Source organism: Stappia indica (assembly GCF_009789575.1).
Taxonomy (GTDB): domain Bacteria; phylum Pseudomonadota; class Alphaproteobacteria; order Rhizobiales; family Stappiaceae; genus Stappia; species Stappia indica_A.
Genome location: NZ_CP046908.1, coordinates 2397268 through 2411571 on the forward strand (window position 1 = coordinate 2397268; position 14304 = coordinate 2411571).

The 14304-nt window shown below is 68.8% G+C and carries 9 protein-coding genes and 1 pseudogene; 6 read left to right on the top strand and 4 right to left on the bottom strand.

Going from position 1 to position 14304, the window contains the following annotated elements:
* Positions 1–34 precede the first annotated feature (34 nt).
* Entirely contained in the window at positions 35–3040 is a 3006-nt protein-coding gene (locus GH266_RS11230; protein ID WP_158193982.1) for an AsmA family protein, read from the bottom strand.
* Between the two features lie 172 nt (positions 3041–3212).
* Here GH266_RS11230 and GH266_RS11235 point away from each other — a divergent pair, with 172 nt between their 5' ends.
* The 3 genes from GH266_RS11235 (at position 3213) to asnB (ending at position 6536) form a co-directional block, all read left to right on the top strand.
* Complete coding sequence (locus tag GH266_RS11235) at positions 3213–3701, top strand: tellurite resistance TerB family protein (RefSeq protein ID WP_158193983.1); 489 nt, start codon at positions 3213–3215, stop codon at positions 3699–3701.
* Positions 3702–3762: 61 nt separating this feature from the next.
* Complete coding sequence (locus GH266_RS11240; RefSeq protein WP_158193984.1) at positions 3763–4515, top strand: glutamine amidotransferase; 753 nt, start codon at positions 3763–3765, stop codon at positions 4513–4515.
* 65 nt (positions 4516–4580) lie between these two features.
* A complete protein-coding gene (gene asnB, locus GH266_RS11245; protein ID WP_158193985.1) occupies positions 4581–6536 on the top strand; it encodes an asparagine synthase (glutamine-hydrolyzing) in 1956 nt (651 codons plus the stop codon).
* A 1135-nt stretch (positions 6537–7671) separates the two neighbouring features.
* Here the strand turns inward: asnB and alc are convergent.
* From alc to GH266_RS11260, 3 genes and pseudogenes are all read right to left on the bottom strand, one after another.
* The gene (gene alc, locus GH266_RS11250) at positions 7672–8685 is read right to left on the bottom strand and encodes an allantoicase (protein ID WP_158193986.1); all 1014 of its coding nucleotides are present in this window, start codon (positions 8683–8685) and stop codon (positions 7672–7674) included.
* A 96-nt stretch (positions 8686–8781) separates the two neighbouring features.
* Positions 8782–9312: pseudogene (gene uraD, locus GH266_RS11255) on the bottom strand (2-oxo-4-hydroxy-4-carboxy-5-ureidoimidazoline decarboxylase); the annotation flags it as partial.
* Between the two features lie 400 nt (positions 9313–9712).
* Positions 9713–10633, bottom strand: a complete 921-nt coding sequence (locus GH266_RS11260) for a LysR family transcriptional regulator (RefSeq protein ID WP_158193987.1) — start codon at positions 10631–10633, stop codon at positions 9713–9715.
* A gap of 207 nt (positions 10634–10840) precedes the next feature.
* Here GH266_RS11260 and GH266_RS11265 point away from each other — a divergent pair, with 207 nt between their 5' ends.
* From GH266_RS11265 to GH266_RS11275, 3 genes are all read left to right on the top strand, one after another.
* Positions 10841–12076, top strand: coding sequence for a urate hydroxylase PuuD (locus GH266_RS11265; RefSeq protein ID WP_158196167.1), 1236 nt, complete (start codon positions 10841–10843; stop codon positions 12074–12076).
* Between the two features lie 214 nt (positions 12077–12290).
* The gene (locus tag GH266_RS11270) at positions 12291–13301 is read left to right on the top strand and encodes a methyltransferase (protein ID WP_158193988.1); all 1011 of its coding nucleotides are present in this window, start codon (positions 12291–12293) and stop codon (positions 13299–13301) included.
* Between the two features lie 160 nt (positions 13302–13461).
* The gene (locus tag GH266_RS11275) at positions 13462–14292 is read left to right on the top strand and encodes a MipA/OmpV family protein (protein ID WP_158193989.1); all 831 of its coding nucleotides are present in this window, start codon (positions 13462–13464) and stop codon (positions 14290–14292) included.
* Positions 14293–14304 lie beyond the last annotated feature (12 nt).

A 14304-nucleotide genomic window follows, 5' to 3' on the forward strand; every position in this document is an offset into this window, starting at 1 on the left:
CGGCAGTGCCCGCGGCGCCGCGGGATGCCGTAAGTTACTGGATCGGCGCGCCCTGCTGCGGCGTCTCGCCCTGCGGGGCCTCGTCCTGCTGTTGCGGCGCGTCCTGCTGTTGCTGGCGGCGGCCGATGCCGAAGGAGCCGAGGAAGCCGGACGGCAGGCCGAAGCCCTGCTCCACCGCTTCAAGCACTTCCTTGTCGTCGACCTCGCCGTCCAGCACCTTCTGCACGTCGATATTGGTGTTGCCGCCGGTCGCCCGGTTGATCGCCTCGTTGGCGACGCCCGCAAGCCCCTCCTGCGGGTTGCGCGCCTCCTGCAGCGACTTGAACAACCCGCCGCCGAGATTTTCCAGCTGCTTCAGCGCCGCCTGCGGGTTTTCCAGGATGCCCTTGATGTCCGGATAGATCTGCGGCCGGTCCCAGGGCCCGCGCACGATCACCGGCACGCCGAGCCCTTCCAGCTCGCGCGCCTCGCCCTTGGCCAGCGGCACCGGCGCGCTGCCCTCCAGGCTCGCCACCACCCGCGGCTCCAGCCGCCAGTCGAGCATCCGCTCCGGCATGTCGACCCGGCCCGTGCCGCTCATGCGCACCAAGGGGCCGATCAGCGCCAGGTCCTCGGTCGCGGCGATGCCGCGCGTGATGGTGAAGCTCGCGCCCAGCGCCGAGAAATCCGTCTTCTGCGCCTCGTTCGAGGCCCAGCCGAGCAACGTGTCGACCGTCAGCCCGCGCACCATGCGCGGAATGTTGATGCCGCGGATGGCGCCGTCGGCGAAGTCGAAGCGGGCCGTGCCGTCGAGGCCGGAAATCAGCTCGTACTCGCTGACCCCGTGCGCCTTGACGTCGAGCGCCGTCGTCACCCGGCCCTCGATCCAGTCGAAGCCGGCGACCGCGGCCAGGAACGGCCGCGCGCTGAGATCGGTGAGCGAGAAGCGGCCGGCCAGTTCCGGCACCTGCTGCGAGCCGTCGAGCACCAGCAGGCCGTTGCCCTGCCCGCCATAGAGCGACATTTCGGCAAGCTCCGCCGACAGCCGCCCGCCTTCCAGCGTCAGTTCCAGCCGGCTCGGCCCGATCTCCAGCTTGTCGCGGACGATCTGCTTCGCCGACAGCGACAGCTGCGCATCGACGGCCTTGAGGCCGGACAGGTCGATCGGCACCCGGCTCCAGGAGCTTCCCTCGGCCCCTGGCACCCGCGCCTCGCTGCGCCCGTCGCTCGCCCGGTCGGTCTCCACTGCGTAAGGGTCGAGCCCCAGCCGGTCGAGCTCCAGCCGCGCCGTCACCTTCGGCCTCGCGCCAAGGCGCAGCTCGCCCTCGCCGCGGCCGGTCGTGTCGTCGAGGCGGATTTCCGCGCCGGTGAAGCGCACCGCGTCCTCGCCCGCCGCCAGCCGGCCGGAGAAGGAGAAGGGCCCGAGCCCGCCGCCCTCGGCCAGCGGCACGCCGAGCCAGCTCGCCAGCGCCCTCAGATTCTGTGTTTCCAGCACCACCGCGCCGTCGACCGAACCGGCCGGCGACACGCTGCCGTCATAGCCGGCCTCGACCCGCGAGCCGGCGAGCCTCAGCTTGAGCGGCGTCGGCATGCCGGCCATGGCCAGCGCCGGCGTTGCCGATCCCTCGATGCGGAAGGCATCGCCCCGCCATGTCAGCCCGCCGCTCACCGAGACCGGGGCGTCGAGCCCGGCAAAGTCGACGGCGACCGCCAGGTCCTCGATCCGGCGCGAGGCCGCGTCGTCGCCGATCGGCGAAGGCACCGGCAGGCCGGAAATGCCGCCGCCGGCCAGCGACAGCCGGCCTTGCGCATCCAGCGATCCCATCAGGGTCGCCGCATCCGCCCCGCGCGCCGAAAACCGCAGCGAGCCGCCCAGCGTTCCTTGCGCGTCCTCGCTGCGCCCGGCCAGCGACAGCAGCGTTTCCAGCCGCGCATCGGCCAGCTCCAGCTGGCCCGTCACCTGCGGTTCGCCGGCCAGCGCCACATTGGCGGTGGAGCGCAGGGTCGCCCCGGCCAGCTGCGCCTCCAGGGCACCGATCTCGACCGCGCTCGCGCTCGCGGTCACGTCGCCCGTCATCCGGAAGGGGCCGGGCTCGCGCGGCAGGCCCGCGCCGAAGGCGGCCAGCGTCGCGCCCAGTTCCTCGCCTTCCACGGCGATGCGCAGGCGGCTCGCATCCTGCGGCGCCACGTCGCCCGTGATTTTCGCGCTCGCCCCGGCGCCGCCCACGGTCAGGTCGACCGCCGAGCTGCCGCCGCCGGCAAGGCGCATCGGCGCCTCCACCGTGCCGGCGACCGTCACCGCCACGCCGCCATAGCCGAGCCCGCCGTCCAGCGACAGGGCGCCGGAGAGCGAAGGCAGGCTCAGCACCAGATTGACATTGTCCGCCTCGTGGCGCGTGCCGTCGCGGCGGTCGGAATAGATCAGCCGGCCATTGGTGATTTCCAGCCGGTCGACGCCGATGCGCGCCAGCGCCATGCCGTCGGCGGCAACGCCCGCCCCCGTTACGCTGTCGCCCGCGCCGCCCGGCGTCTCCGCCGGCACCCGCGACTGGTCGGTTGCACCGGCCGCCGGCCGAAGCGGGGCCTCGCCGTTGCTGTCGGCGATGGCCTGCGTTGCCGCGCTCCAGCGGTCGGCCGGAAAGCTCGGCTCGGGCCCGTCATTCGTCGCAATGGCCGCGCCCGCAAGGCCCGCCGTCCAGTTCGGCCGGCCGGTCTCGTCGATCTCGACGCTGACCACCGGCGCGTCGAGCCGCACATGGGTGAGGCGAATATCGCCGCCGAACAGGCCCTGCCAGGCAAGACCGAAATCCACGGTGCCGGCGCGCAGGATCTCGCCCGCCTCGCCGGTCGACACGCCGACATTTTCCGCGCTCATGCGGAATCCGGGCAGCAGCGACAGCCCGACCGGCCCGTCGAGGCGCAGCCGCCAGCCGGTCCGCTCCTCGATCTGGCTGATCAGCTCGGCGCGGATCGCGTCCTTCGGCAGGAGCAGCGGCACCACGAAGAGGGCCGCAACGAGGAGGAAGAGCAGGCTGGCAAGGCCCGCGAGTGCGCGTTTCAAACCGTATCTCCAGAAGGACGAATCAGCGCCAGTCTACGCCAAAGCATGTCGACAGGATGGCGCGGGACGGGCCGTCGCGATAGCCGCCTGCATGTTGTTTCCGCACAGCAGCATGGACAATCGCGCCCGGATTGCGGATGCTGCGGCGGTTGCGGACGGCACCGGAGGGGATATGTTTTCTGCGTTGAAGCGGTTTTTGCGCACCGCGGTCACGGGCGAGAGCGGCGAACTTACCTTCGCCGAGGACGACCACCGCCTCGCGGCGGCGGCCCTGCTCGTGCACATCATCTCCGTCGACGGCGTGGTCGACGACGTGGAGCGGGCGGCGCTGACCGAGGTCCTGCGGGCCAATTACAAGCTGACGCCCGAGATGACCACGGACCTGATCCGCGAGGCGACGCGCCGCGACAACGAGGCGGTCGACCTCTACGGCTTCACCTCGGTGCTCAAGCGCAGCCTGGAACTGGAAGAGCGGCTCAAGGTCATCGAGATGATGTGGGAGCTGGTCTATGCCGACGGCACCGTCCACGAATTCGAGGACAACACGATCTGGCGCGTCGCCGAGCTGCTTGGCATTTCCTCGCGCGACCGGCTGGCCCTGCGCCGCAAGGTCGCCGGCGACACCCCCGCCGGGTCCGGCGACGCCTCGGGCGAGGCCTGACCGTGCGCCCGGCCGTGCTGTCCTCTCGACGTCGTATCGCCTTGCAATATAAACTGGTCCCATGATCCTGGATCCCAAAGAGCTGGCCGCACGGCCCAAGGTTCTCATCGTCCTGCATCAGGAAACCTCGACGCCCGGCCGCGTCGGGCAGGAGCTGGTGCGCCGGGGCTTCGCCCTCGACATCCGCCGCCCGCGCTTCGGCGAGCTGCTGCCCGAGACCCTCGCCGACCACGCCGGCGCCGTCGTCTTCGGCGGGCCGATGAGCGCCAACGACACCGACGCCTTCATCGCCCGCGAGACCGACTGGATCGACGTGCCGCTGCGCGAGGAAAAGCCGTTCCTCGGCATCTGCCTCGGCGCGCAGATGCTGGCGCGCAATCTCGGCGCGCGCGTCTACGGCCATGACGACGGCCTCGTCGAGATCGGCTATTACGACCTTTCGCCGACCGACAGCGGCCGCCGGCTGATGCCGAAATGGCCGGGCAAGGTCTACCAGTGGCACCGCGAGGGTTTCGACCTTCCGCAAGGCGCCGAGCTGCTCGCCACCGGCGAGACCTATCCCAACCAGGCGATCCGCGTCGGCCCCTGCGCCTACGGCATCCAGTTCCATCCCGAGCTGACCTATCAGATGATGGTGCGCTGGACGACGCGCGGCGCCCCGCGCATGGCCCTGCCCGGCGCCCGCGACCGGCGCGACCATTTCGCCGGGCGCTTCGCCTTCGACCCGGCGGTGAAGGCCTGGCTCGACGCGTTCCTCGACAGCTGGATCGGCCGCGCCGACGCGCACTCCGCAGCCGCCATGGCCGCCGAGTAGCCCGCGCCCTTGTCGCGTCCCTCTGTTAGCGTCCCCCTTTGCATCCCAGGCTGGAGCGCCCCTCGATGTGCGGAATTGCCGGCATCTATGCCCCACATGGCTCGCCCGCCCTCGAGCCCTCCGCGCTTGCCGCCATGGGCGAGGCGATCCGCCATCGCGGTCCCGACGCCGGCGACATCTGGCGCGACGTCGAGGCCGGCATCGGCCTCGTCCATCGCCGCCTTGCGATCATCGACCTCAGCCCCGCCGGCGTGCAGCCGATGCATTCGCCCTGCGGGCGCTACGTCGTCTCCTACAATGGCGAGATCTACAATTACCTCGAGTTGCGCCGCGAGCTGGAGGAGGCCGGCCTTGCGCCCGAATGGCGCGGCCATTCCGACACCGAGGTGCTGCTCGCCGGCATCCGCGCATGGGGCCTTGCCGAGACCCTGAAGCGCACCGCCGGCATGTTCGCCATCGCCCTGTGGGACCGCGAGCGCCGGGTGCTGTCGCTCGCCCGCGACCGCTTCGGCGAAAAGCCGCTGCATGTCGGCCTGTTCGGCGGCGAGATCGCCTTCGCCTCCGAGATCAAGGCGCTGCGCACCCATCCCGCCTGGACCGGCGAGATCGACCGCCAGGCCATCGCCCTGTGCCTGCGCCACGGCTACATCCCCGCCCCGCGCACCGCCTTCACCCAGGCCGTGAAGATCGCGCCCGGCACCATCGTCGAGATCGACGCGGACGCGCTCACGCCCGAGAGCTGGCGCGTCACCCCCTGGTGGGACACGCTGGAAGAGGCGCGCATCGCCCGCCGCAACCGCTTTTCTGGCAGCGACCAGGAGGCCGTCGACCAGCTCGACGAGCTGCTGCGCGGTTCCGTCGCCCGGCAGATGATCTCCGACGTGCCGCTCGGCGCCTTCCTGTCGGGCGGCATCGATTCCTCCACCATCGCCGCGATGATGCAGTCGCTCAGCGCCGCACCGGTCGAGACCTTCTCCCTCGGCTTCCACGACAAGGCGACCAACGAGGCGGAGTTCGCCCGTGCCGTCGCAAACCACCTCGGCACCCGCCACAACGAGATCTTCCTCTCCGGCGAGGAGGCGCGCGACCTCGTCGACGAAATGCCGGACGTCTACGACGAGCCCTTCACCGACCAGTCGCAGCTGCCGACCTACATGGTCGCCCGCTTCGCCCGCACCCGCGTCACCGTCAGCCTGTCGGGCGATGCCGCCGACGAGTTGTTTGCCGGCTACGGACGCTACCATTCCATCGACCGGCAGTGGCAGGGCACGATGTCGGCCCGCATCGGCCGCGCCGCCCGCCGCGCCTATGTCTCGGCCCAGCTTGCCGGCATCGTCGCCCCGGCAGAGCGTCTCGGCCTGTCGCGCATCGGGCGCAAGAGCCCGGCCGGCCTGCGCCTGCGGCTGGAGGAAAAGCTCGCGGGCCTCACGGCCCGCTCGGCGGTCGCCGCCTATGAGCGCAAGTTCACGCTGATGGACACCGCCCACCGGCTGGTTCCCGGCAGCACGCGCGAGACCCACCCGCTCGCCGACACGGTGGCGCAGGAAACCGGCTGGAGCGTGCTGGAACAGGCGAGCCTGCTCGATCTCGTCCACTACCTGCCCGACGACATCCTGGTGAAGGTCGACCGCGCGGCGATGGCCCACGCGCTGGAAACCCGCGTGCCCTTCCTCGATCCGGCCGTGGTGCGCTTCGCGCTGTCGCTGCCCGACCGGGTGCGGCTGATGGGCGGCCAGCGCAAGGGCGTGGTCAAGCAGGTGCTGGATCGCTATGTGCCTGCCTCCCTGTGGGACCGGCCCAAGCGCGGCTTCGGCATTCCCTGCGCCGATTGGCTCAAGGGCCCGCTGCGCCCGCTCGCCGAGGACATGTTCTCGTCCGCGCAGATCGCCCGCCTCGGCCTGCTGGACGAGGAGCTGGTGCGCCTGTTCTGGGACGACTTCCTGGCCGGCGACCGCCGCCGCGCCAACATGGTCTGGGCGATGTTCGTGGTGCAGCTCACCCTCTCGCGCCACACCCGCTGAGGGGCGCGCGCGCGAGTTCACGCCCGCACGGCTCCCTATCGGCTGTCATCCCGCACACAACCGGCGGGACGCCCGGACCGTGCCCCGCGCGCCCGTCTCCCCCCTTGAGGGGGAGATGTCGGCACTAGCCGACAGAGGGGGGTGAGCAGGACCCGCGGCAAAACGCAACGCTCTGAAAGGGTCCTAAAGCCACACCGACAGGCCTCCCCCGCGTCAATCACCTTCGATAAAGTAGGCTGCGAAAGCCATCAGCCACACGATGCTGAACACGGACTTCAAGATGAACACGATCGGAAAGTCTTCCGTCCCGTGCCGCGCCCCTCCAAATCGATAGTAATAACTAAAATAATTTCCCTTGCCGTAGTGTTTCCTCCACCTTCTATATCCTCTAATTTCAAATATGATTATCGGAAGAAATGCTATAATTAATTTTATTATAAAACCGGCAACATCATAGAGCATTTACAAGTCTCCACCCACCCGGAATGGCGCACAACCGGGGCAGTCCGCCTCTCACCCGCTGAGGGCACCAATGGTTCCCGGCTCTGCGCTGACGCGCGGCCGGGATGACAGCCGGTGAGACTGGCAAGAACCTCGCATCCCCTCGGCCGTCACCCCGGCCGCAGGCGAAGCCGGAGAGCCGGGGCCTATTGGCTTCCAGAGCGGCAGCTACGACACGCGGGCCGAGCCGCGCACTCCGGTCTCCCCCCCCGAGAAAGAGATGAGGGGGAGATGTCGGCGCAGCCGACAGAGGGGGGGGGTGAGCAGCACCCGCGACGGAGCGCACCCCGACCGCCGGGGCTCCCCGATCCCGGATCTTCGGCCTACGGCCTCGTCCGGGAAGACGCGAGGAGAGGCATCAGCGGAAAAACACCAGCAGAAAAACTCCGCTGCGCAAAGTTACCCGACGCGAACCCCACCCGCAGGATGTCATCCCGGTTTCGGCGCAGCCGAAGACCGGGAACCAGTAACCCCGAACGGTTCGGCTCAGACCTCAGCGCTGCCGTCGCAAGGCCGGAGGCTGCAGCCGTCGCACACTCATGCGTCCCAGCGGATACTGGACGCCTGCCTGCGCAGGCGTGACAGCCGAGGGGGTGGCACCGCCTCGCCCCTCCCCGAGCCCCCCACAGCCCCCTCAGGCGAGGCGGCCGAACAGCCGCAGCCGGCTGATGCCGCCGTCGGGGTGGATGTTGAGGCGCACATGGGTGACCGGGCCGAGCGGCTTGACCGCTTCCCTGCCGATCTCGTGGATCGCGTCGGCGGAGAGCTTGGTGCGGCCCACCAGCTCCTCCCAGAACATCGACGACGTGACGATGGCCCGGTCGAGATCGCCGGTCATGCCGGCAAGATCGGCCGCCTGCATCGAGCAGCTTTCCGGGAAATTGCCCTTGTAGAAGGCCGTGTCGACGCTGGCCCGCTCGATGATGCCGCGCGCGCCCAGCTCGACAATGATCCAGTCGTGCCCCGGCTCGCGGCGCCGGCGGGTTTCCCAGCCGTCGCCCATGTTGAGCCCGCGTCCCGGCGCCAGCATCCGGTGATAGGCGCCGTAATGCGCATCGGAAAAGGCGACGATGCGCGCGCCGTTCAGCGCCGAGGCGAGATCCAGTTCCGCAGCGCCCGCCGCCTGCCGGTCGAGCTCCGGCCGGCCATAGACGCGAAGGCGCGCAACGCCGCCGTCGGGATGGATGTGCAGCCGCACATGGGTCCACACGCCGGCATCGAGGCAAGTGAAATAGTGATGGGCGCTCGGCCCCAGCGGCGACATCGGCAGCAACTCGGTCCACTGGGTCGCAGCGTCCGGATCGCCGGCACAGGAGGCTGCCTCGATGCGGCAGGCCGGCGGGTAGTTGCCGGTGAAATGCGAGGTGTCGACGTCGAAGCCGGTGATGCGGCCGCGCACGGCCAGGCGCACCACCGCGATGTCGTGGCCCGGACCCCGGCGGCGGCGCGATTCCCAGCCGTCCATCCACTTGCCGTTGTCGTCGTAGCGATCCGGATAGAATACCGCCGCATCGTCCGCGAGCATCCGCGAGACCTCGGCGAAGAAGTCGTCGGTGACCGACACCGCGGCGGCACCGAGGCCGGCGGAGGCGAGGTTGATGTCCTTGCGGGCGAAATCCGGACGGCTGTCCGGCTGAGGAGACGTCATGACAGGGGTCCTTCAGGCTAAGGCGCGCGGGCGGCGCGCCGAAAGGCAGACAAGGGCGCGCAAGGCGCGCCGGAAAGGGCGACCGGACAACCCGGCTCAGCCGGCAACCAGATCCTTGAGCCGCAGCAGCGCGATCCGCTCCACCTGGGCACAGGCGGTAGAAAACTCGGCAGCCCGGTCGTTGGCGATGCGGGCCTCGAAATTCTCCAGGATTTCCGCCTTGCTGCGCCCCTTCACCGCCAGGATGAAGGGAAAGCCGAAGCGGGACGTGTAAGCCTCGTTGAGGGCGGTGAAGCGCGCGCGCTCCGCATCGGTCAGCGCGTCGAGCCCGGCGGAGGCCTGCTCGCCGGCGGACTCCGCCGTCAGGCGCCTGGCCGCCGCCAGCTTGCCGGCAAGATCGGGATGCGCCCGCAGGACGGCGAGCCGCTCGTCCTCGCTCGCCGCGCGGAACTCCGCAACCAGCCGGGCATGCAGCCCCTCGGCCGTGTCGGCGTCGGAGGCCAGCCCCTTCGCAAGCGCCCGCTCGGCGATCCACGGCGAATGTTCGAAGACCCCGCCGAACCGGGCAAGGAAGGCGGCGCGGTCCATCACTGAGGGACGCGTCGCGGAAGACGGATCGGGATGCTCGCTTGCGGTCACGGAAGGGTCTCCGGATGGGTTCGTCTATTGGTAATGCAAAACAATGATCCTCTCTTTCAAAATTTTCTTGAAAGAGATGTCCGCCGCGCCGGGGCTTGCGGGCCTGCACGAAACGCTCCCAGAAGCGACCTGCACTTGTCCCCGTTTGCGCGAGATTGATCCGGGTTTGCGACGGATTTTGCGCAGCTTTCTCGAAATCTCGCAGAATCCGTCGCAAACTGGCGCAAATTCCGCCGATTTCAGCGAAAATTTCAACCGGATTTCGGTTCTTTTCGGTACGCACGGGGATAGATTCCGCCTCGATTTGCCCCCTCGCCGGCAGGGAAACGGCCCTTGCAGCGGATTTACACCCGCACCACTCCCGGCCCGGCATGCAGCCAATCCCCCCTCAATCTCCGGCAAGGGCGGCATCGACCGCCGCCTTGCAGCGCGCTGTCACGAAGTCGATGAACAGGCGGATCTTCGGATCCTGGTAGCGCTTGTGCGGGTAAAGGCAGGCGAGCTGCACCGGCAGCGGCGGCGTCGCCCGGCAGACCTCGACCAGCCGCCCGGCCCGCAGGTGATGCGCCACCTCGAACAGCGGCTTGTTGACGATGCCGCAGCCGGCAAGCGCCCAATCGGTGAGCACGTCGCCGTCGTCCGATTCGAACGGCCCCGACACCTCGTACCGCTCCGGCCCGCCCGGCTCCTTGAGCGTCCAGTTGAATTCGCTGGTGCCGGGAAAGCGCAGCAGCAGGCAGGAATGGCGGCCGCGCACCAGCTCCGCGCCGCTTTCCGGCGTGCCGTGGGCGGCCAGATAGTCGGGCGCGGCGCACAGCACCCGCGCGCAGTCGACGACGGGGCGCATCTTCAGGGCCGAATCGGCCGGCTGGCCCAGCACGAAGGCGATATCCAGCCCCTCGCCCAGCACGTCGACCTTGCGGTCGGACAGCCGCAGCCGCACGTCGATATCCGGATATTCCGCCTTGAACGCCGGGATCAAGGGCGCCACCAGCCGCCGGCCGAGGCCGAGCGGTGCGGCCACGAAGATCGAGCCGCGCGGATGGCGGGCGACATCGGCCACCGCCGCCTCCGCCTCCTCGATGGCGTCGAGGATCTTCACCGCGCCCTTGTAGAAGATCGAGCCGTGCTCGGTCGGCGTCAGCTTGCGCGTCGTGCGGTTGAACAGGCGCACGCCGAGATGCTTTTCCAGCTCGCCGATGCGGCTGGACACCACCGCCGGCGAGACCCGCTGGTCCCGCGCCGCCGCCGACATCGAGCCGAGATCGACAGCCCGCACGAAAACCCGGAGAGTGTTCACATAGGACATGGGATGCCCTTACCGCCCTCAAGAAAATCTTGATAGTGATCGAAGCATATCGCGACTTTTTTGCAAATCGCGGATCTGTCACTCTCGCGCGAAATCCGGCAGCGCGGCCCGCGGACGGTTGGCACGTTTCGTGATTGGACTTTGCGCCGAGCGGGCGCGGGCCCGTCGGGCGCGCGGCGCACCTCGAGTGCCCCAAGGAGGGAGAGAATCATGGAAGTGGCGATTGCCTGGGACTGGCTGGCCTTTGCCTTGCGCTGGCTGCATGTGGTGACGGCCATCGCCTGGATCGGCTCGTCCTTCTATTTCATCGCCCTCGATCTGGGCTTGCGCAAGGCGCCCGACCTTCCCCCTGGCGCCCATGGCGAGGAATGGCAGGTCCATGGCGGCGGCTTCTACCATATTCGCAAGTATCTGGTGGCGCCCGCCACCCTTCCCGAGCACCTGACCTGGTTCAAGTGGGAGAGCTACGCCACCTGGCTCTCGGGCTTCGCGCTGATGTGCGTCGTCTATTATGCCGGCGCCGATCTCTACATGATCGACCCCGCGGTGATGGAGATGTCGCGCTCCGGCGCCATTGCGCTCTCCATCGCCTCCATCGCCTTCGGCTGGATCGTCTACGATCTGCTCTGCCGCTCGCCGCTCGGGCTCAGCACCACCGGCTTGATGCTGCTGCTCTACGTCGTGCTGGTCGCCATGGCCTGGGGCTACACCCAGGTCTTCACGGGCCGCGCCGCCTTCCTGCATCTGGGCGCCTTCACCGCCACCATCATGTCGGCAAACGTCTTCCTGCTGATCATCCCCAACCAGAAGAAGGTGGTCGCCGCGCTTCTGGCGGGCGAGACGCCGGACCCGGCGCTCGGGGCCCAGGCCAAGCAGCGCTCGCTGCACAACAATTACCTCACTCTCCCCGTCGTCTTCCTGATGCTGTCCAATCATTATCCCCTGGCCTTCGCGACGCAGTACAATTGGGCGATTGCCTCGCTGGTTTTCCTGATGGGCGTCACCATCCGGCACTTCTTCAACAGCACCCACGCCCGCAAGGATGCGCCGTGGTGGACCTGGTTCGTCACCGCCGCGCTCTTCCTCGCCGTCGTCTGGCTGTCGACCCTGCGCCCCGGCGAGGAGGCGAGCGACACGGCGGAACGCACCCACCGGCTGCCGCCGCAGATCGCCCGCTTCGTCGAGGACGAGCATTTCGAGGCGGCGCGCGACACGGTGCTGACGCGTTGCTCCATGTGCCATGCGGCCGAGCCCTTGTGGGAGGGAATGGCGGCGGCGCCCAAGGGCGTGCGGCTGGAAAGCGACGCGGAGATCGCCGAGCATGCCCGCGAGATCTACCTGCAGGCCGGCATCACCCACGCCATGCCGCCGGCCAACGTGACCTATATCGAACCGGACGAGCGCGCCGTTCTCGCCGCCTGGTATCGCAGCGCCACCCGCTGACCGGGCGCCCACCGGGTGTGCAGTTGCCCGAAAGACTTGCAATCTGTCCCCGGCCGGTGGATTGCCGATCCGTTTCGTATTAAGAAGATCCCATCATCAACAGGGATCCGCCCCGGCCGAAACGTCATCGACGTTCTTCGGCGCGCCGACGTATTTTTCATACGGAATATCGCGGTGCGCGGGTCCCGAACCTGACGGGAGGGACGACAGCACGATGACGGTTCTGACAGAGGCCGAGGATATCTCGGACATCGCTTTCGGCTACATGGGATCGAAGGCGCTGTTCGCCGCGCTCCACTTCGGGGTCTTCACCCAGCTGGGCGAAGGCCCGGCCTCCGCCGACGATCTCGCCCCCAGGATCGGCCTGCCGCGTGAACGCTGCCGCACCCTGATGACCGCCCTCACCTCGCTCGGCCTGACCGGGATCCGGGATGGGCGCTATGCGAATTCCCCCGCCGCCGAGCGGTTCCTGGTCAAGGGCGCCCGCCACGACTTCGGCGACTACCTGCGCCTGCAGGTCGGCCAGCAGATGTACCCGCTGATGGACCAGATCGAACCGGCGCTGGCCGGCGAGCTGCCGCAGGAGGCGACCGCCTCCTATGACGACTGGTTCTCCGACCCGGACGAGGCCCGCCTCTACTCCGAGAGCCAGCATGCCGGCTCGCTCGGCCCGGCGCGCGGCCTTGCCAAGCGGGTCGACCTTTCGGCGGCGCGCAGCCTGCTCGATGTCGGCGGCGGCACCGGCGCTTTCGCCATCACCCTGTGCAAGGCCTTCCCGCAGCTGTCGGCAACGCTGGTCGAGTTTCCCAATGTCGCGGATATCGGCGAGGGCTTCGTCGCCCGCGCCGGCCTGTCGAAGCGCATTACCTACCGACGCGGCAACGCGCTCGAGGCCGAGTGGCCCAAGAACCAGGACGCGGTGCTGATGTCCTATCTCCTGTCCGGTGTGCCCGATCATGCCCATGACGATCTCTTCGCCCGCGCCTTCGCGCATCTGGCGCCCGGCGGGTTGCTGATGATCCACGACTTCGTCGTCGATGCCGACCGCAAGGGCCCGCGCAACACCGCCCTGTGGCAGCTCCAGCACACCGCCTTCACGCCCGAGGCCCGCTCGATCGCCGACGACTGGCTGGCCAAGCGGCTCACAGCCGCCGGCTTTGCCGACGTCTCGGTCGAGCCGCTGATCCCCGGCATGACCAAGCTGGCGCTGGGGCGCCGCCCCTGATCCCGCGCGACGCGCCACCCTGCAGGCGATGCAAGCCTGCAACAGGGTGGCGCAAGCCGGTCACATTGCTGCGAAATCGCTTCGCGGTAAGGGTTCCGTCAGCTAAACCGGACTATAGAAGACCAGACACAGACCGATTTCCGGAGCCGGCTGGACCGCCATGCGCAAGAACACCTTCGTTTCCGCCCTTACCGCCGCCGCCATTCTGGCCGGCGCGAGCCTGGCCGCTCCGGCGGCTCTCGCCCAGGACGGCATGGCAGCGCCGCAGGACATGCCCCTGCCGTCCCGGCAGTATGTCATCGACGTCGGCGTCGGCGCGCTGGTCTCGCCGAGATACGAAGGCGCGGACAGGATGATGGTCTCGCCGCTGCCGATCATCTCGGTCGGCCGGTTCTACCTGCCGGGCTTCGGCCAGGTCAGCGACGGTGAAAAGACCACCCGCGGCGTCTTCTTCTTCCCCTCGTTCAGCTTCGTGGGCGAGCGCAAGGCCTCCGACAGCGTCAAGCTGACCGGCACCAACAAGATCGACTGGGCGCTGGAACTCGGCCTCGGCGCCGGCTTCCGCTACGACTGGTTCCGCGCCTTCGTCGAGCTGCGCCAGGGCATCAACGGCCATACGGGCCAGGTCGGCCAGGTCGGCGCCGATGTCATCCTGAACCCGCTGGAGCGGTTGGAAATCGCCTTCGGTCCCCGTGCCGACTTCGCCAGCGGCGATTACATGAGCACCTATTTCGGCGTCACCGCCGCCGAGGCGGCCGCCTCGCTCGGCAACCTGACCGCCTACAAGGCCAGCGGCGGCTTCAAGTCGATCGGCCTTTCGGCGCGTGCCAGCTATGCGGTCACCGACACCACCGCGCTGCACCTGCAGGCCGGCTGGGACCGCTATATCGGCGATGCCCGCAAGAGCCCGATCGTCCGCCGCGGCCACGAAAACCAGTTCACCATCGGCGCCGGCGTCACCTACCGCTTCTCCTTCGACCTGTTCAACTGAGTCGGACCGCCC